The sequence below is a fragment of the Synergistaceae bacterium genome, from assembly GCA_017443945.1.
GTDB lineage: Bacteria > Synergistota > Synergistia > Synergistales > Aminobacteriaceae > JAFUXM01.
The window spans coordinates 13,234-33,369 of record JAFSXS010000111.1; the positions used below are offsets into that span (position 1 = coordinate 13,234).

Below are 20,136 nucleotides of genomic sequence, written 5' to 3' on the forward strand. Positions count from 1 at the left end.
GCATAAAATATCGCTCAAACTCAAAACTGGAAATATACAAATTGAGTGCTGCCTATTGACCTGAAGAATATTAACGCATTCACCAGCAAGAAATAAAATCCGTATCTCAAGTAAATATTTTTGCACGATGTAACTTTTTCGATAACGTCATATTTTAGCGAGAAATAATCCCATAAAGCTAATATAATAATTGATATGCTTAACCCGTAAATTTTTGACGCTCGAATATCAATGAGTTCAAGGCCTGAATTACCCGCGAAAAGATTCGAGAATATATAAATCGCGTCGTTAATATTATTTGCCCGGAAAATTGCGAATCCAAGCATTACAAATATAAAAGTAGAAATTACTTGCAAGACCCATTTAAGGCCGTTATATTTCTTAGGACGTATAAAATTTTCGAGAATTTGAGCGACTCCGTGAAGACTCCCCCATGCTATAAAAGTATAATTTGCTCCGTGCCAGAGTCCTGAAATCATGAACGTTATAAATAAATTCAAGCAATGACGAAATTTTTTGACTCGATTGCCGCCCAGTGGTATATAAACATAATCGCGGAACCATGTAGACAGCGAGATATGCCAGCAGCTCCAGAATTCTTTTATACTTGCGGAAAAATATGGGCTCCTGAAATTTTGCATTAAATCAATTCCCATTAACTTGGCCGTCCCTATTGCAATATCAGAATATCCGGAAAAATCACAGTAAATCTGCACAGCAAACAAGAAAGAAGCTATTATTAACGGCAAGCCTTTATAATTATATACGTCATTAAAAACTTGATCGACAAAAGCCGCGCTTATCTCGGCAATTATTAATTTCTTGAAGAATCCCCATAATAATAATTTAGTGCCGTACATTGCCTGCTCATAATTGAAAACGTGTCTTGCTTTTATCTGAGGCAGTAAATTTTTTGTGCGTTCAATCGGGCCTGCTACTAATTGAGGGAAGAACGAGACAAATGCAGCATAATATATAAAATTTTTCTCCGGTTCAATATCGCCGCGGTAAACGTCAATAATATAGCTCAAAGTCTGAAATGTATAAAACGAGATTCCGACTGGCAGGACAAATTTTAACGTGAGAGGCTGCAATTTCAGCGCGAATATATTCAAGAAATTAACGAGACTCGCCGCGAAAAAATTATAATACTTGAATACAAATAATACTCCCAGACAAGCAATTAACGAGAATGCGAGAATAAATTTTTTTGTCGAGTCATAACGCCTGATTAACAACGCGGCCAAGTATGAAATTATTGTCGTAAATAATATTAATGCGATATATTTAACGTTCCAGCTCATGTAAAAATAATAGCTCGATATGAGAATAATAACGCCCCTGAATTTATCAGGCAGCACCCAGTAAAGAGCGAACACAAACGGAAAGAATACAGCGAACTGCCACGAATTAAATAGCATTAATTGACTCCTTATATAAATATGCCTGATTATAACACAATAAAAAAATTCTCCCGGCCTTTCTTGACTGGGAGAACTTGAAAAATTTTACTTTACTAAATTTATTTGATAGTCTCTTTTTATGCCGCGTTCTTCGTCAGTTCCCGGAATGAGTGAGTCAAAAACTGCCGCGCAAATTCCTGCAACTGCCATCGGAGTCTTTAACACTGCCCAGATCATTCCGCCTAAAGTTTGATATAACTGGCTGCTCTCAGGGTTAATAAATAATGCTTGATTCTGTTCAACCCAGCCGGGAAGACCTAAAGCCATCAAGAAAGCAAAGCCGACTATTAAAATATTTCTCTGGCTCGACATGTCAGCACGCATTAAAGTCTGTATACCCATTGCGCCGATTGTCCCGAATAAAGCTATATAAGCACCTCCGATAATGGGCGAGGGCATTGTTGCAATTAACGCGCTCAACTTCCCGACAAAGCTCATGAGAATTAATATTACTGCACCTGTACGAACTACGACTCTTGAAGCGACTCCGGTCAATCCTATCAAGCCTATATTTTCAGTGTATGAAGTCGTACCTACTGAGCCGAACACGCCCGATAAAGCACAGCAAAGTCCTTCAGCTCCGATCCCCCGGCTTATAGTGTCAGAGTCAGGATCTTCAACGCCCGACGCATAAGAAACTGAATGATAATCGCCGATTGATTCAATCATTGTAGCGAAAAATCCAGCCAGTAAAGCAGCAACTGTCATTAAGCTGAATTTCGGCATACCCCAGGGAATTATTACATTTTTGAAATCGCGAATCCATGGAGCTTCACTGACTTTTGCAAGATTTATATATGCAGGGTGATCCGGCCCGAAAACTCCATTACTTGATAAAACTAGACAAACGCAATAAGTTACTACTATAGCAAGCAAAATCGCGAAAATGTTTATATATTTATTCTTGATTACTAAGCTGAACAGGAAAATTAATATAACTACTGCGAGGGAGGCCGGCCAATAATTAGCAGCGTTGCCCTGTACTGCAGTATTTGCAAGGGAAAATCCTATAGCCATTATAACCGGACCGATTACAACAGGCGTTATTACTCTGCGAATCACTCCAACGATTCTGCTGTAGCCTATGACCGATAAAATTATTCCGCCTGCGATTAGACCTCCGCCCATGTATTGCATTACTGTTTCAGGTCCTGCTGCCTTGTAAAGCGCGATTACCGTCATAACCGAGGGGATAAAAGAAAAGCTCGATCCTTGTACTATTGGAAGTCCTGAACCGAGCTTTTTGCTTGTCTGAATTAATGTCGCTACACCCATTCCGAAATATACACAAGAGATTAACGAGGCTATTTGTAACGCGTCCATTCCCATCGCGGGACCAAATATTAACGGAACTAGTGTTGTTGAACCAAAAAGTGTTAAAACGTGCTGCGCTCCCGAAAGAAGCATTATTACGAACGGCGGCCGATCGTTGATGCCATAAACCATTTTTCTGGCCATGTATAAACCTCCTGAAAAAATTTTCTTTTCAGGTGCGAAATTATGAGGGATAAATAAATTTTTGTCAAGTGTATAATAATAAAAAATTTTTCAAGTAAGAAAGAAAGTATGTGATTTATTTATGAAGCGTTTTATATTCGCAATTGTAATAATTATATCTCTTAGTGTAACAGCATTTGCAGATATTCCCAGCCCTGAGAGATTCAGAAAGCCCCGCCCCGTTCCTGCGACTACTGAAAATTTCAGGCCGATTCCTGTTCCTAATCGTCAGGGAGCAAGAACACGCGCAAAATTTAATTTAGTACCCGTTAAAGATCAAGATTGTGCGTTCGAACTTGCTATTAATATTTCTAAAGATGTCGATTATTTTATTACATTCAGGGATCTTGACTCTAAAAAAGTAATTGACTCAGTTAAAGCTAAAAGCAGCGGAGAATCTCAAATAAAGCACGTATTTAAATATAATCGTCCGGAAAAGAATCAAGAAATAAAATATTTACTTAGTGCCAAGTGTAAAGCAGAAGGCCGCCGAGAAATAAATTATATAAAGCGCATAACTTTGTATAACGTGAACGACGTGATTTATTTCATGACGAATTAAATAATGCTATATTTGTGTACAGTCCTGCATTTTTCAGTAGACGGACTCTGCGGGGCAGTTCTTGCAAGTTACGCCGTGAATGAGCCTGATTTTGACAAGATAATTTATTATTTCGGGCTTTACACGGTGATAGCGTTTGGGCTGCAATTTCTAGCGGGCTTGCTTCTTGATAGACGCAAAAATTTTGTGCTGCCTGCGTTTGTTGCTGCTCCTGTTTTACTTGCCGGGGGATTATTTACGAGTCTGGGAATATTTTGGCAAGTTATATTAATTGCGCTGGGTAATTGTTTATTTCATGTTTCAGCAGGAGTGTTAATTTTGACTCAATATAAAAATTTTCGTGAACCCGGCATATTTGTATCAAGCGGTGCATTAGGTCTAGGACTTGGCCTTGCTGAGATAATAAGCGCGCCTATATTCGAGGCAATTTGCGTTATATTCACGTTGATTGCTTTATATTTCGCTAAAAAATTTAATTTCGAGCTTGAATCCATAAACGAGTCAAAATCTGAAAAAGTTTCTTGCTCGTTAATAGTCGGAGCGTCTTTATTACTTGGCTGTGTGATTTTGCGGGGCTTTGGAGGCAGTGCGAATATTGCGGGCTGTATTATGTTAATGCCGTGCGTGTTTGCTTTAGGGAAGTCGGCGGGCGGAGTGTTATGCGATTTTATAGGCTGGCGGAAAAGTATACTTGCAATTTTTTTTATGAGTTTCGCGGCTCTGCAATTATCAGGAAATTATAAAATTATTTTGCTCGTTTTCGCGTTTAATATGACTATGCCGTTGACGTTGAGACTCTTACATAAATACTTCCCTAGTTATCCCGGCTTGACATTCGGACTTGCTGCGGGGTGCTTAGTGCCGGGGTATTTCTTGAGTGAATATTTTGCCGTGTCGCCTTATATTATGGCAGTGATTCAATTTTTGAGTCTATTTATTGCGGGATTGATTTATGAATCGCAAAGTTCTTAACTATTTACTCTGTTCGCGAATGCGGACAGGGTGGGTGGGAGTAAATAACACACGATTTTGATACATATATTTATATTTTTGCGGCTTTATTTGATTTAGACATTTCTTATTTTGTTGACTGGCTGGGAATAAATAACATACTATTTTGCGTACACATTTATACATTCAGGGGGGATCAATATTTTTACTGCGATTATTACGGCTTTGATTGAGACACCGTTATTTTACATGTCAGGCTATAAAAATTTTAGTAAGTGCTTATATTTTGCGGGAATTAACATAATTACAAATTTAATGCTGAATCAATATTTAGACTCGATAACTTTTGCGGGAGATTCTCCGGAATTCATGATTATATTATTTATCAGCGAGTTTATTATAATTATGCTTGAATTTGCCCTGTGTGCCTGCGTGAATATTATGACCTCGCGAAAACTTTTTAAGACTCTTGCATTCACAAATTCTGTGAGCTTTATTCTAGGCTTGATTTATGCGTTAATAGCCTATTGACAATGCCCCCCCCCCCCTATGTATAATTGCTTATATTCAAAAATTTTTTAATGGGGATGTTATCATGAAGGCCAGTAAAAAAATTGCTGTCTTGCTGCTTATCGTTATAACGTTAGGGACATGCTTTCCAAGCTCGGCACACGCTGATATGGGTCTTATTGTAGGTCTTGTTAGCTCGCTAATTGACTTAGCACTTAACGTGGTCAAATTGTGGGCTTTCTATGCGCCTGAACCCGACCCCGGTATGTCTTGGCATACGATTATTTTATTCACTATATTATTACTGCTGGCAGTCGGCTTATATTTCCGCAAATCCCAAAAAATTTTTAGGTACTTATGGCCGGGCAACTGGCACTAAAATTTTCACGCAAAATAAATCCCCCTTGCTTTTACACGAGGGGGCGTTATAGTTTATCTTCTCCTGAATGTCCTGCGTGATAGTTTGATTCTCTTATAGCCAAGAAATATTCTGCTCATGAAAATTAATATTCCCGCTGCTAAATATAACAATGCTCCTATCACAATGGGCGAGAAAAACGAGTCCGACGGAATCAATAATAACTCCGCAACTATGGGCGCGACTGTTGAAAGCAAATAAGATAATACCCAGTAAAAGCTCAAAGCCGTAGACTCGTCGATATGATTCATTACTATATTTAGGCTCATAAAATTATCTGTTACCATAGGAGTCCCGAACCCGTCAAGAAATCCCAGAATCATGCTCGTAATAATTACCATTAAGGCAACGGGCGGAATCTTCACGATAAACAATCCCAGTGCGGTCAACGCGAAAACAAGCGCAAGGGGATAATGTGAGCCGAATTTTTTCTTAGCTGATGAGACTAGAGAAGGCCCTAAATAAATCCCTGTCAAGCCATTTGCAATATAGCAATAACTCAACATTACGGCCGAGATTCCTTCAGATTGACATATAGCAGGAATCAGAGTCATACATAACATCGTGCCTATATAAAGCGGAGTGCATATAATTATCGCAAAAAATATTACTTCACGAGAGAAAATTATTCTTGCAAAATCTTTTAATCGAGCTGATTTCTTTGTCGAGTCGTCAATTAATTTATTATGAGCGTTCAAAGCCTGCCACGGGATTAATGCAAGAGTCATCACTAAATAGCAAATAAATACTACTGACGAACATAAAAAAGTTATTCCGTAGCCTGCATTAGCTGAAAGGATCGCGCCCATTCCTGCCCCGCAAGTTATTCCGGCCAAGAGTCCCGCTATATCCTGTGAAATATTATTACTTCGTCCGCCTTCAGTCTCATAGCCCCTAGTTATCAAGAAATTTGATACTTGCTTGAATCCTGCATAAGCAACTCCAGCCAGTGCCCTGCAGCTCACAATAGTTAATGCGCCCCCGATTATGAACGAGCTTATATTACACGCAGCCATGAGAATAGCCGAGAAAATTAATAGAACCCGTATATTAAACTTTTTAACGAGACGCGGCAAAATCATTATAGTTATTAATTGCGTAAAACTTTCTATAGAAATGGGAAGGGCTGCAGTCATTCCTACAGAGAGGCCGAATAATGACTCATTACTTTCACGAATCATCATGGCAGCATAGGGCAGGCACATATATTCAGCAGTAGCACACAAGAAACTCGCAAATCTTAGGGACAACGCTATTTTTTCCTCCGAGAAGCCCATATTATTATTATTCGAGTCAACGTCAAAGAATTTCAGCAAGTTATTAAGCTCAAATATAAATATCAGCAAAATTATCATAGTCGACATCAAAACAAGCAAAGTATCCCATTTTTGTTTTTGTATAGCCTGATCTGAGATTTCAGCCTCAATAGTTAGGAACTCTCTATTATTGCCGGTCTCATAAATAAATGTTATAAGCCCTGAAGATTCATCAGTTAAATTAATTTCTGAAATACGCTCGGAGACTCGAACTTTGCTAAGAATCCCTAAAGATATTACGCGCTTCTCGATATAACTTCTTAGATCTTGGACTCGTGTTAAGTCGACTCCCTGCTCCCGGATTTTATTTATATTTTCGCCTAAATTCTGAAGTGAGAACCTGACAAAATTTTCGATTTTATTTCTGTAATCCTGCTGATAATTATACATGTTGAGACCCGATAATAATAAAATTCCGACTTGCATTATTAAGACAGCTAAGAATCTTTCTAAATTGTGATTCATGCTTCCGTGTTTCTTGACCCATGTATCCCCGCGTATCACAAAAATAAATATTACCACGCACGCACAAACTAAGACCGAAAAAATTAACGAGATATATATAATCCTGCGCAATATAGAATTTAGCCCGTCCGAAAAAATTTGATTAGTATATAGACATCCGAAATAGCCTATAACTTTTTGATTTAATTTTATGGGAGTAAATATTGCTTTATGATTTCTTGACTCGGCCTTGAAATATTCTCCTGAATGAATAGAATTTATTGCGCGTCTCACTGAATTATCAGCTATAAACCTTTTAAGCTGCCCGGAATTTGCAGATTTATTATTTTCTGACTCGTAAATTACATTATTATTATCTGACCTGATTATAAACGGATATGGAGCTTTAAAACGCGACTCAAAATTTTTGAATATTTCCTGAATCCCGTAAAAATTATAGAAATCTTTGCCGAAATTTAACGCTATTTCCATTGATGATATAGTCTCCTGCTCGGCTCGTGAAATTAACTGCTCCTCCATCTCGATTACCATAGATCTATAATTAAGAAAGCTGAGAAGGCTTACAAAGTTTACGGCAAACAAGGCTATAACAATCAATAAAATTATATATAAACGCTGAAAGTTTTTATTACCGCTCATCTTGAGACACCCCGCGTGAATTAAGCAAGCTAGCAAATTTTACGGCATATAAAGCTATCATAATCAATAAAAATTTTTTATCGCTCATTTGCAGCACCTCGTGAAAAAATTTCGTCGCAAACTGTCAAGAACTCAAAATGTAACGGATAATTTATTCTTAATGCGACATCATAGTTAAAATAAATACTTGGCGCGCTGGTATAGACACAAGGGAGTTTGCCGGCCTCTGCACCGTTCAAAATTTTTGCTATAGTATCAGCCACGAACCGCCCGACGTTCTCATAATCATACGCCGAAATTAACATTAATGCGCCGTTTTTCACGCTTGTAACATCGTCCATCAAATAAACGGGAATATTTTTATTATATAACGGGTTAAGTATTGCTAATATTCTAGCCGGGTCATTAATTAAATCAACTGTCAGGAAAAACGCATCAATATTTTCATTTGACATTCTGCGGAACTTATCGGCTACAAGCTGGTAATATCTCTCTAACTCTTCACGGGTCTCTCTTGGCTGCTCGTCAATGTGATACACGACAAGATCAAAGCTGATTTCCTGCGCACTCTTTCTAATATCTGGAAGTCCTGAAATTGTCTCATCGCCGTAAATAATAACGCCCATTTTCTTGAAAGGTTTGACGGAATAATAATATTTAATTTGTCTCAAGGGTAAAGACGGCTCAACCTGCGCCCATACATTAGGACTCCCGCTGCCTTCTGTTGCTGATTCAATAATGCCTGAAGCTACCGGATCAGTCGCCGAATAATCCACCATAGGGACTGGCAACTTTAAATTTTTCACGAACAGCCCCGCACTTGTCCCGAACGTTATAATCAAGTCTATATCTTGCCCGGCTCGTTTTGTGAGATCTTCAGCGATAATATTTGCCTCCTCGTATGCTAAGTAGTGAAAGCCGCCCTTAACAAATTTTATAAATTCGCCTAAGTCCCTATCTTGTAAAGCTGCAAACATTTCACGAGTTGACATATTTTTATCTTCAATTTCTTGAATCGTAAAAGGCAGCCCGCCTTGTTTAATCCAGCCTCTTTCTTGAAGTCCTGATAAAATATAATAAAATTGTCTGCTCGATGGCATGTACTCATCATAATCGACAAATGCAAAATAATATTTATTTCCGTCAGATTTCAAATGCGGGTCAGTGCTGAAAATTTGCTCACTCATTGCAGGCACGCAAAAATAAAGCAAAATTAACACGCTCAAGCAAAAAAATTTTTTACACATTTATAATTATATTCTCCTTAAAGTTAAAGCAATTATTTGAGCCTTCAGTTATAGTCTTGTACCAGTTATTTTCTCGCTCGTGTGAATTAATAATATCTTCGTACATTGTAGTCAAGCCCATAATTTGCGAATCCCATAATAGAGTCTTATTCATGAGTGACTCAATATAATTAAAATCAGGCTTAGAGATCCAGAATTCTACAGGCCCGGCGGGAGTTATATATCCTTCTCCCTGACAAACTGCGAAAACTGGCCCGCAAATATAGCCCGTCATGTCATACTCGCGAATAATATTAGACTCGTAAATCATGCCTTCTGATTCGAGAATATTAATTAATTTTTCCTGCCATAATGGTAAATACACCGACGCAAAGACTCCATTAATCCAAGTGAGTCCGCGCTCAAATATAGTAATTAACGCAAGCAGGAATATACCCGGAATTAATTTGCGCTGTTCAATCAATGATAAAATATTCTCAAGTTCTAAGGGAATCGCTATATCATTGCCGTCAAAATCCCGCCCCGATAAAATATTTTCAGGTGTAAATTTTATAGCAATATTCCGGCCCTGTTCGTCTACAAATTTGAATAGCACATCACATAAAAGCTCATGAGATAAATATTTCTTGAATCTCGAGTCAAATAATAAACGCGCAATTAAATTATTTCCGTCTTTGAGTTCGCGAATTAACAAGGGAGTTAATAGACTCTCCATTTCCAAATAAACAATAACGGGAGAATTTGCCTTAAATAGTCCGTGTGAGAGTTCCGCGCCGATTTTAGTAACTTGAGACTCAAAACGTGAGCAATTAATAATATTCTCGTGTTCATAGACTGAGCTTAATATTTCATTCAGAGCAGACTCAAGGATTCCGGAATTCCTTATAAAACGTTTGCGAAATCTTGATAACATTTCTTGACTCATAGCCGGAGCAGAAAACGCTAATAAAGGTCTAGGCTTTGAGGGGAATATAGGGAAGTGCAAAATATTATCTCGATTCATAAATGACATTATACCGCGCGCATAAGTTGAGCTGTTTAACTCGACTTGGCCGCATGATATGACCGGAATAACATTTTTATAATCTTCACCGCCTAATTTCTTGAGTAACTGCCCGAATAATAAATCAGACTGAAAAGTTTGAGCGCAATAAATCCCACCGTGATGATCTGCCGCACATATCGCCCCGAGTCTCAATGCCGAATTAACTTTTTTTGCGAGTTCAGGGCCGACTCTCTCACTTGTGAAATTCTCAGCCAGTGAGAAAAAATCTTCAGGACTGCATAACGGCGTAATCCCTAGATTCTTTCTCACTTTGCCGGCTTGAATATCAAGAAATTCATTTAGCGTAATTTGTCCGTGATCATAGCAGGTTTTGAGAGTCCCATTTCTTTCACAGCAAATATTAGCTAACGAGTTTACATTTTCAAGCATGATAATTTATTTCGCGTTAAACCCGTAAAATCTAAATCCCAGTATAGTAATATCATCAAATTGAGGCGCGTCCCCGACAAATTCGTCAATATCTTTGCGGACTGCCGGCAATAAATCACTCGGCATTAAATCTTTATATTTATTAAGAGTTTGAGTTAATCTCTCTTCGCCGAAAAGTTGATCATTTGCATTTGTCGCCTCAGTTACTCCGTCAGTATATACAAATAAAGTATCGCCGGGGTGTAAATCAAAATCATCCTGCTTGAATCTCATGCCCTCAAGAGTAGCGACTGCCGGGGAGTGCTTTGTTTTTACGAGCTCAAAATTTCCGTCCTTCCTGCAGATTGCCGGGTATTCGTGGCCTGCATTAGCTTGTACTACGCGGCCGGTTTCGAGATCTACAACGCCAGCCCAGACTGTAACGAATAAGCCAGCCTCATTGCCTTCACAAAGCTGCTCATTTACGTTAGCAAGTGCCTTAGAAGGTTCTTCACCCATTTGAAGGCGATTCTTGACTAGAGTCTTAGCAATTACCATGAATAAAGCAGCGGGGACTCCTTTGCCTGACACGTCAGCAATTACTAAGGCAACATGAGTCTTGTCTATCATAAAGAAATCATAGAAATCTCCGCCGACTTCTTTAGCTGGATTCATAGTCGCGTAAATTATATATTCTGTAACATCGGGGAATCTAGGGAAGATTCTGGGCAGCATATCGGCCTGTATTGTAGTTGCTACATTTAATTCTGTTGTAATGCGTTCTTTCTCGGCTGTTACTGACTGCAAATTTTTCATATAAATATCTAACTCGTTAATCATGCCCGCAAATTTATCTGACAATGAGCCTATTTCGTCATCCTGCCCGCGCTGTGATGTGATTACATGCGAAATAGAAACGTTTTTATCCTGCGAGTAAGAGTCTATATTTTGCTCAAGCCTCATTATACGAGTTAAAATCTTGCTCTTGATAAATAAATACATTAAGAATGTTGACACAACAAGCACTATAAATGAAATGCCTACTTGCTGTAATACTGACTTCAAAATATCTGAATTAACACGTTCGACGCTGATTTCTGCACAAATAAGTCCGACCTTCTCCCCGTTAATCTCAAGAGCATTACAATACGTGTAAACATAGCCGAATTCATTATTAAGAGTGTCAAAAGTCAGCGAGTCCGAGTCCGAATTATTCCAAGCAAGCCACATGTTAGCATGAATAGCCGGATCTTCGTAAACAATATCGCCTAAAAATAAAATTTCTCGGCCCTTGTCATCACTTATTATTCCCATAGTGGGATCGAACATGTAATTCATTGTTAATTTGCTCATGTCTTCAGGATAAATGAAATATACATAACTGAGATTAAATGCGTCCTTTGCCTGAAAAAATACGCTGAACCAGTATTCAAACCTGTAAATCACATATAAACGCTGTGCCGTAAAATCTAAATCTTCAAACGAGAGATCTACACCGAAAATTTTACCGGGATAATTTGATTTTAAATAATTCGTGAAAGCGTCTTTTGCACGGGGTAAATCTGCCTCGAAATCTTTGGGAATCTGCACTTCTTTTGTATGCTGGGCGAACCATTTTTTTAGAGTAATAAACTCTGTGCCGCTGCTCTTGATTAAGTCCGATAAATGGGTCGTTAACTGCCTTAGATTATTTATGCAAGTATCGTGATATTGAACTGTGCGGTTATAATAAGTCATTGCCCCGCTGATAATAATCGTTGCAAGAGCGAAAATAATAAACAATATGCCGAATTGTCTGGCTAAACTTTTGTGTTTCATTAATTGCCTCCAAAAAAATTTTATAACATGAATGAATATTTTAATCGATTTTAAATTATTCGCAAAAAAAAATGTGCCTCCCCTGAAAAATTTTTTTCTTTCAAAGAAGACACTAACAAGTTTATAATGAATTTCTATGATATTTTCTTAGACATGAATAAAGCACAAGCAAGAATTAATATAACCGCGTAAAGTCCTGAATTATTCATTTGACAGCCGCCTCCGCCGCCCCGATTATTATTATAAATGTAAGGCTGATTCTGGTCCTGATCCTGATATGAATCTGGATTGTCATTATTATCACTGTCATCTTGATTATTATTTTCTCTGACAGTTCCATAAGCTGCACCGACATGGACAATTCTAGACGCTTTGAAGCCGTTATTTTCTGCTGTTATAGTAGTGCTTCCTTCTTTGAGACCCTTAAGCCTGCCGAGTTCTGTAATACTCACAATTGAGGGATCTTCAATTGTCCATTTAGTACCCATTGAAGGCATCGCAATATTATAGTGATTATTACTTGAAGTTGCTGCGTAAATGCTGATCGGGATTTCTGCGTCTACGTTCGTAAATAATGCGTCAGTACTTTCCGGGAAGGATATTCCGGTAATATTTCCATTGTCAGGGACTAAGAATAAATAAATTGCGTCGGAAATATAAACTTCATTGCTGCCCTCATTTTTTCCGGAAAAACATGCGATTCTGAGAGCTCCTATATCTTCATAATCGAAATCAATGACCGCCGTAAAATTCCCGTCATTATCCCGTGAAGTTGAGTAGAGTCTATTCTCTAAAATATTGCTTATTAACATATAGACTTGACGATCTGAAATATTATCTTTAGGCGAGACAGTTATTTTTACGGACGCAGGAATCGTAATTATTGACGCAGCAGGGGCAGTAATTGAGTCTGAATTATCGGGCTTAACAGTTAGAGTATAATTCAATGAATATGAAATATCTTCGCTGCTAGTTTTTATTGAGCGAAATTTTTCGGGAATATTTGCAGGTAAAGACGATAAAGCATATTTATTAGAACTTGAGTCAGAAGCCTTATAGAATTTGGACTCCGGGCCTTTGAGCAGATTCAAAATTTCTCGGCCGGTGTCATCTTGTTTGCATATGCTTGTATGTTGAAATCTCCAGCCTGTAAAACCTGTTGAATTATTCGTAAAAATTGATACTGCGCTGCTTTTGCCGACAACTACATCATGATCTTCTTCATTAGGGCCGAAAACTATTTTCATGAATACTTTACCAGATAATAAATTTTCTTTGAGTCCCTCAGTGAGTGCCTCAATAAATCCGAGATTAATTATAGTATGTATATCTATAAAAATGGGCAGCGCAATATATTCTGATTCTTGATTGAGAACGCCTCCATAAATGGCAAAAAACGGGACTTCAGGAGCTTTAAGAGATTTCACGAGATCGCTGTTTAGCTTTAAATCTTGAAATGCGCTGAGATAGTTTATATTTTGTGCAATCGGTGAAAAAATTTCGTCAAAAAACTCTTTAATCACAGGAATATTATCTATAATGAGCTCCCATACTGCAGGCATTGAACTATTTCGTATAATATTATAAGCAAGTGAAGCCCATGGAGTTCCCTCGTGAGGTGTGGCGACTGTAATAACTCTGCGAATCATTCCATTTCCGTATGAACGTATAGTGTTCTTATTTCCTGCATCATTCTGAATAAAACGTCTTGCAATTAAGCCTCCCATGCTATGACATATTAAATCGGCTTGAGTGCACGCTATTCCCGAACTTACTTTTTTTTGTAGTGCCTGCGAAATCTGCCAGAAAATTGGATTTGTTGCGTAATTCTCAACTTCAGAATCCGGAATTATATTCATAGGGCCTTTTGTGCCGTCATAATTACAAGGCATAATTACGAGTCCTGAATCCTGAAGAATTTTGCGTATTCCTGAGGCTGCGTTAAAATCTCCAAAAGCATTATCTACATTAGTTCTTGAGAATCCATGAATCAAGACAACCGGCACAGAATGAAGTAAAATATTTTCGTCTTTAGAAGCTAATTCGCCGCCGTCGCCTGTAAAATTTACTTTGACATTAAAATTTGTTTCCGGGAATTTATCTAACATACTTTGCGGAAAATCTTTCGGAGAAATCAAGACCGCTGAAGCCTGATAAATTGAGCCGGCAACATTTTTTGTCTTAATCTCTATTGAAGTCCCGCGATTGTCCCTGCTGAGATTCTCAAGTGAGGCTCCTATTTCTTGAGGCACAGAAAATTTTATAGTTCCGGGCATTGTTGTATAAGCTCGTAAAATAAGCCTTGTATTTCCGTCTGCTGTGAAACCTTTTTTGCGATAAGAATTTGCGAGCTCTGAATCCTGGAAAATTTTCGCAATAGAATCTTCTGTTACTGGATTATATTTATTATTTGCATAGTCGAGATAATTATTATCACTTATTCCGCAGATTATATTTTCATTTTCGAGTCCTGTTTCTCTGTCAAAACTTAGCGGATCATTTGCTCGCCCTCGTTCGATAATGTCAATATTTAATGACACTTCAGGAGCTGGATTTATTCTCATTACAAATGTGCGAGTATCAGAATTTGCGCCGTCCGTTGCTTTTACAGTGAAAGAAAACGAATTAGATTTTGCCGGGATTCCGCTGATTAGTCCAGTAGAACTAAGACTCAGACCGTCGGGAAGTCCGCCGCTTTCTTTTGTCCATAAAACGCCGCTCGATGATGCCTGCAGCGTAAAAGAGTAATCAACATTTACTGTGCCGTCTGGTATATATTCAGTCGTAATCTTTAATATATTTGTATTGCTGTTATTTCCGTCGCTGCTGCCTCCCGGTGAGCCTGTATCGTCCATATCTCCGACCTCATATTTTGCGTTAGTGAAAGAATTTCCTGACAAAACAGTTTGAGAATATGCCGAGCCTGCTATGCCTCCTATATAAGCCGCGCCGGTTAATTCAGCATTTGACGTACAATTTTTAATACTTCCTGCGCTTGAGCCTATTCTATTGCCGTAATCGTCTTCTTGAAAATATGCATATCCGACAATTCCGCCTAAATATGATATATAACTAGAATCGCCTACAGTTACAGAAATTTTTGACCCTGCCAAAGCCGCACAATTTTCTATTTTGCCGTCTCCTTCCAAAGAGCCGACTATCCCGCCTATACCAGCAGCTAAAATTTTGCCTTCTACGGAGAAATCGCCTTCCATTGTTGAAACCGCGTTTATTGTCCCGCTGAATGTGCAATTTTTGACTGTTCCGCCTGTAATTGCATTAATTAATCCGCCTCCGAGTGCCGCCGTATAAGAATTTATTGTGATATTACCTTCATAATTACAATGATCGACGACTCCATTTTGCAATTCATATATTAATATACCAGCACCGAACGGAGCAAGGGGCTTAGTATCTCCGGCAATATTTAAATTTTTGACTGCGTAATCGCTTTCAGTCTTGACTATATAGAAAATTGATGACACTTCTGATGCATTCAAGTTATTTACATTAATTGTGTGTCCGTTGCCGTCAAAATGTCCGCTGAAGGGTATTAAATCAAATTCTTGAGTCGATTGATTCAGGGATAAGCCGCGCCCTATTGCTGTCCAGTTCTGTTCATTGCTTAAGTCTATATCAGTTACGAGTCTATAATATTTTCCGGCCGGGTCTTTATCGACATTGCCAGAACCTGAATCAACAAAATTAATGCGATCCCTAAATAATTTAAAGTCTTCGAGTGAAGTGATTAAATATGCGTCGGCTTCAGAATTTCCGCTTTGTCCTGAATTATAATAAGCTGCTTCAACGGGGGAATAAGATAACGCAAATAAAACTGTTAATAATATAACGAGTCTAAAAATTTTCTGATTTATCTTTATCATTAAATAAATTCTCCCTTCATAAATGCAAAATATAAAAATGTCCCCCCGCTTTCACACGAGGGGAATTCAAGAATTATTCTATCATACTAATTCACATACTAAGCCGAGACGATTTCTTTAATCTTCATTAAGCGGCTTAACGTGGATCTTTCCTGCTCATCAAGTTTCATGCTGATATATCTTATAGTTTCGGCCAAATTAGGAATCATGACATATTCAAGAGCATTAACGCGTCTTCTTGTGCGCTCAATTTCTCCGGCCATAAGTCTAATAGCTTTCTCTTCTGCTGCGAGCTGCAATAAACGTAATATAATCTTGCTGAACTGTTCTAATGCAGCGTCCAACAATAAAGGCACATTTACGAATCCATAATTTACGGGGTTGCCCTCTTGCTTTACGTCGTATTCAGGTACCATTACGCTCATTACGTTATGCCACTTTACAGAAAGAGTCGACTTTGCGCCCGGAAAAATTAAGGCCTGCTCAAGAATTTCGGGTGTAGTCTGTGCACGGGATAATACAAAAGTTGCATAACACTCTGATAATTCTTTCTCGACTGCCTCGCGTAATTCCTTGCCAGCGCGCGCCTTCTCAAGAAATGCCTTAATCAATGCGTCCTGCTTATCCTTTAATAATTTATGACCCCTTTTTGCGACTGCGAGTCTTCTCTTGAGCCTCGATAATTCCATTCTGTTAGGGTTGACGTTGATGCGTGCCATCTGTCAAATTCCCCCTTTAGCTGCCGGCCTTCTCAGCTTTTGCCTTTTTCTCAGCCAGTAAAGGATTTAAATATTTCTCGATATAGGCATCTCTGATTCTCTTGAGTTCCTTAACTGGAATCATCGTCAATAAATCCCAGCCGAGTTCAAGAGTTCCTTTGATTGTCCTGTTCTCGTATTCACCCTGACGAACATATTTATCTTCAAAGACTGTAGAGAATTTAGCAAATGCCTTGTCTTCTTCTGATAATGCGCCTTCACCGAGAATTACTGCGAGTTCCTTTGCTTCTTTTCCGCGAGCATAGGCCGCAAATAACTGGTTCATTAGGTCCGCATGATCTTCACGAGTCTTATCTTTGCCGATTCCCTTATCCTTAAGTCTTGAAAGCGACGGCATGACATCAACGGGCGGATAAATTCCCTGTCTATGAAGACTCCTGCTCAAAATAATCTGGCCTTCAGTAATATATCCAGTCAAGTCAGGTATCGGGTGAGTCTTGTCGTCTTCAGGCATTGTCAAAATAGGAATCTGTGTAATACTTCCGCTTTTACCCTTGAGTCTTCCTGCTCTCTCGTACATAGTGGCCAAGTCAGTATATAAATAACCGGGATAACCGCGTCGGCCTGGGACTTCTTTACGAGCTGCTGAAATTTCGCGTAATGCCTCGCAGTAGTTCGTCAAGTCCGTTAATATTACAACAACGTGCATATTACACTCAAATGCTAAATACTCGGCGGCAGTGAGTGCGATTCTGGGAGTTGAAATTCTTTCAATCGCAGGGTCATCGGCCAAGTTAATATATAAGACTGTACGCTGTAATGCGCCCGTGCGCCTGAAATCTTCCATAAAGAAAGAAGCCTCTTCGAACGTTATTCCCATAGCTGCGAAAACAACCGCAAAATCTTCGTGTCCACTTATAACTGTAGCTTGACGGGCAATTTGTGCGGCCATTCTGTTATGAGGCAGACCTGACGCGGAGAAAATAGGCAGCTTTTGACCTCTTACCATCGGGTTAAGTCCGTCAATTGTTGAGATTCCTGTCTGTATGAATTCCGACGGATAATCGCGTGAAAATGGATTCATGGGCATTCCGTTAATGTCGAGATTCTGCTCTGCGATTAATGGCGCGCCTCCGTCAATGGGTTCGCCTCGTCCGTTAAAGACTCGCCCTAGCATATCTTTAGAAACCGGCAATGTTAAGACTTTACCTAGAAATCTTACTTTAGTGTCTTCGTTCTCGATCCCTGAAGTACCCTCGAAAACCTGAACTAATGCGCGGTCTGACTCGATTTCAAGGACTCGGCCTCGGCGTTTCTCACCGTTTGAGAGTGAAATTTCTACAAGCTCATCATAACGTACATCTTTAGTTTTCTCGACCATCATTAACGGGCCGGAAATATTTGATATAGTTCTATACTCTCTAGGCAGCATCGTGTTCACCTCCAACGGGTATAATTGCTTGTATTTGCTCCTTGATAGTATCTTCGAGCTTGTCAATTTGTGCTATATCCTTCTCTTCAAGATAGCGCATTCTTGCAATCTGTTCACGGACCGGCAAATTAAATAATTTATTCATGGGTGCGCCCTTGTGTAAAGCGTCAAGTCCGGCATGATGGAAATTTACGATCATACGCAGCATCTTAAATTGCTTGTCCATTGAAGCGTAAGTATCTATCTCGTGGAAAGCGTTTTGATGTAAGAAGTCTTCACGTAAAGATTTCGCCGTCTCCATTACCATTCTCTCATCGCGTGAAAGTGCGTCAATTCCTACGAGCCTTACGATTTCGTTTAATTGTGATTCCTGCTCTAATAATCCCATAGCCTCGACTCTGAGTCCGCTCCACTGGTCGTCAAATTTTTCGTCCCAGTATGAATCAAGCCTATCAGTATAAAGCGAATAACTTGACAGCCAGTTAATGGCCGGGAAGTGCCTTTGATATGCTAAATTCGCGTCAAGTCCCCAGAAAACTTTTGTAACTCGTAAAGTATTCTGAGTAACAGGTTCTGACAAGTCGCCGCCAGGAGGTGATACTGCGCCTATAACTGTAATAGATCCTTCGCGGCCGTCCTTACCGTTTACAATGCAGCGCCCCGCTCTCTCGTAGAAACTTGCAAGACGAGTTCCCAAATATGCCGGGTAACCTTCTTCGCCGGGCATTTCTTCAAGTCGTCCGGACATTTCGCGCAGAGCCTCGGCCCATCGGCTTGTAGAGTCTGCCATTAACGCGACTGAATAGCCCATATCACGATAATATTCTGCGAGTGTAATAGCTGTATAAACGCTCGCTTCACGTGCAGCAACGGGCATATTTGAAGTATTCGCGATTAAAGTTGTACGCTTCATTAATGGCTGCCCTGTCTGAGGGTCATCAAGTTCGGGGAATTCAAGCAAAACGTCCGTCATCTCGTTCCCACGTTCACCGCAGCCGACATAAACGACTATTTGAGCCTGTGCCCATTTTGCGAACTGGTGCTGTATAACTGTCTTTCCTGAACCGAACGGACCGGGTACGCAAGCAGTCCCGCCAAGTGCAACAGGGAAGAATGCATCGACTACTCTTTGTCCTGTTGTCATAGGCACATTAGGGGCAAGACGGGTTTTAACGGGTCTGGGCTTTCTGACTGGCCAGCGTTGTAACATTTTTACTTCGTGTTTTGTCCCGTTGTCGTCAATTACTGCTATAACGTCTTCTACTGTGTGTTCGCCCTTCTCGATTTTGGTAATTTTGCCTTTAACTCCATAGGGCACCATTATTCAATGCTCAACTACTACAGTTTCCTGAACTACTCCGAGAATATCTCCCGCAATAACTTCGTCGCCGGCTTTGACTTTAGGCTCGAAATTCCATTTTTTGCTTCTATCAATTGCAGGGACGCTGATTCCTCGTGAAATATAAGGACTCTGCGCTGCTTTCTCGATTAATTCGAGCGGTCTCTGAATTCCGTCATAAAACTGTTCAATAATCCCCGGCCCAAGCTCAACACTTAGTGGCTCTCCAGTTGAGACAACAGGCTCACCGGGCATTAATCCCGATGTTTCCTCGTAGACCTGAATCGAGGCTTTATCACCGTTGACCTCAAGTATTTCGCCGACAAGTCCTTCTTTGCCGATATGCACAACGTCCTGCATACTTGCGCCTTCCATACCGCCAGCGATTACAAGAGAGCCGGAGATTCTCTCTATAACTCCTTTGATTTCTTTCTTCTCAGGCATTTAATATCTCCCGCCTCC

General features: G+C 39.5%; 13 protein-coding genes and 1 pseudogene. 4 read left to right on the forward strand and 10 right to left on the reverse strand.

Annotated features, from left to right (window positions below; genetic code table 11):
* Positions 1-20 precede the first annotated feature (20 nt).
* Both IJT21_11340 and IJT21_11345 read right to left on the reverse strand, forming a co-directional pair.
* On the reverse strand, positions 21-1,421 hold the full coding sequence (locus tag IJT21_11340; GenBank protein MBQ7578845.1) for an MBOAT family protein: 1,401 nt from the start codon (positions 1,419-1,421) through the stop codon (positions 21-23).
* Positions 1,422-1,508: 87 nt separating this feature from the next.
* Positions 1,509-2,921 (reverse strand): purine/pyrimidine permease, encoded by a 1,413-nt coding sequence (locus IJT21_11345; protein ID MBQ7578846.1) that lies wholly within the window; start codon positions 2,919-2,921, stop codon positions 1,509-1,511.
* A gap of 121 nt (positions 2,922-3,042) precedes the next feature.
* Here IJT21_11345 and IJT21_11350 point away from each other — a divergent pair, with 121 nt between their 5' ends.
* The 4 genes from IJT21_11350 to IJT21_11365 all read left to right on the forward strand — a co-directional run bounded on the left by IJT21_11350 (position 3,043) and on the right by IJT21_11365 (position 5,362).
* A complete protein-coding gene (locus IJT21_11350; protein ID MBQ7578847.1) occupies positions 3,043-3,522 on the forward strand; it encodes a hypothetical protein in 480 nt (159 codons plus the stop codon).
* 3 nt (positions 3,523-3,525) lie between these two features.
* A complete protein-coding gene (locus IJT21_11355) occupies positions 3,526-4,494 on the forward strand; it encodes a hypothetical protein (GenBank protein MBQ7578848.1) in 969 nt (322 codons plus the stop codon).
* Between the two features lie 228 nt (positions 4,495-4,722).
* On the forward strand, positions 4,723-5,004 hold the full coding sequence (locus tag IJT21_11360) for a hypothetical protein (protein MBQ7578849.1): 282 nt from the start codon (positions 4,723-4,725) through the stop codon (positions 5,002-5,004).
* A 64-nt stretch (positions 5,005-5,068) separates the two neighbouring features.
* The gene (locus IJT21_11365; protein ID MBQ7578850.1) at positions 5,069-5,362 is read left to right on the forward strand and encodes a hypothetical protein; all 294 of its coding nucleotides are present in this window, start codon (positions 5,069-5,071) and stop codon (positions 5,360-5,362) included.
* Positions 5,363-5,415: 53 nt separating this feature from the next.
* Here IJT21_11365 and IJT21_11370 read toward each other — a convergent pair whose 3' ends face one another.
* From IJT21_11370 to IJT21_11405, 8 genes and pseudogenes are all read right to left on the reverse strand, one after another.
* Positions 5,416-7,821: an MFS transporter gene (locus IJT21_11370; protein ID MBQ7578851.1), complete on the reverse strand. Its 2,406-nt coding sequence runs from the start codon at positions 7,819-7,821 to the stop codon at positions 5,416-5,418.
* Between the two features lie 77 nt (positions 7,822-7,898).
* Positions 7,899-9,068: a hypothetical protein gene (locus IJT21_11375; protein MBQ7578852.1), complete on the reverse strand. Its 1,170-nt coding sequence runs from the start codon at positions 9,066-9,068 to the stop codon at positions 7,899-7,901.
* Positions 9,061-10,503 carry a hypothetical protein gene (locus tag IJT21_11380; GenBank protein ID MBQ7578853.1) on the reverse strand — a complete coding sequence of 481 codons (1,443 nt, stop codon included), beginning with the start codon at positions 10,501-10,503 and terminating at the stop codon, positions 9,061-9,063. The genes IJT21_11375 and IJT21_11380 overlap by 8 nt, the downstream gene beginning before the upstream one ends.
* A 6-nt stretch (positions 10,504-10,509) precedes the next feature.
* Positions 10,510-12,300 carry a SpoIIE family protein phosphatase gene (locus IJT21_11385; GenBank protein ID MBQ7578854.1) on the reverse strand — a complete coding sequence of 597 codons (1,791 nt, stop codon included), beginning with the start codon at positions 12,298-12,300 and terminating at the stop codon, positions 10,510-10,512.
* Between the two features lie 134 nt (positions 12,301-12,434).
* Positions 12,435-16,184: a putative Ig domain-containing protein gene (locus IJT21_11390; protein ID MBQ7578855.1), complete on the reverse strand. Its 3,750-nt coding sequence runs from the start codon at positions 16,182-16,184 to the stop codon at positions 12,435-12,437.
* Between the two features lie 98 nt (positions 16,185-16,282).
* Positions 16,283-16,903 carry a V-type ATP synthase subunit D gene (locus IJT21_11395; protein ID MBQ7578856.1) on the reverse strand — a complete coding sequence of 207 codons (621 nt, stop codon included), beginning with the start codon at positions 16,901-16,903 and terminating at the stop codon, positions 16,283-16,285.
* Between the two features lie 16 nt (positions 16,904-16,919).
* On the reverse strand, positions 16,920-18,335 hold the full coding sequence (locus IJT21_11400) for a V-type ATP synthase subunit B (protein MBQ7578857.1): 1,416 nt from the start codon (positions 18,333-18,335) through the stop codon (positions 16,920-16,922).
* Positions 18,325-20,118, reverse strand: a pseudogene (locus IJT21_11405) (V-type ATP synthase subunit A). Before IJT21_11405 ends, IJT21_11400 begins: the two are co-directional and overlap by 11 nt.
* Between the last annotated feature and the right edge of the window lie 18 nt (positions 20,119-20,136).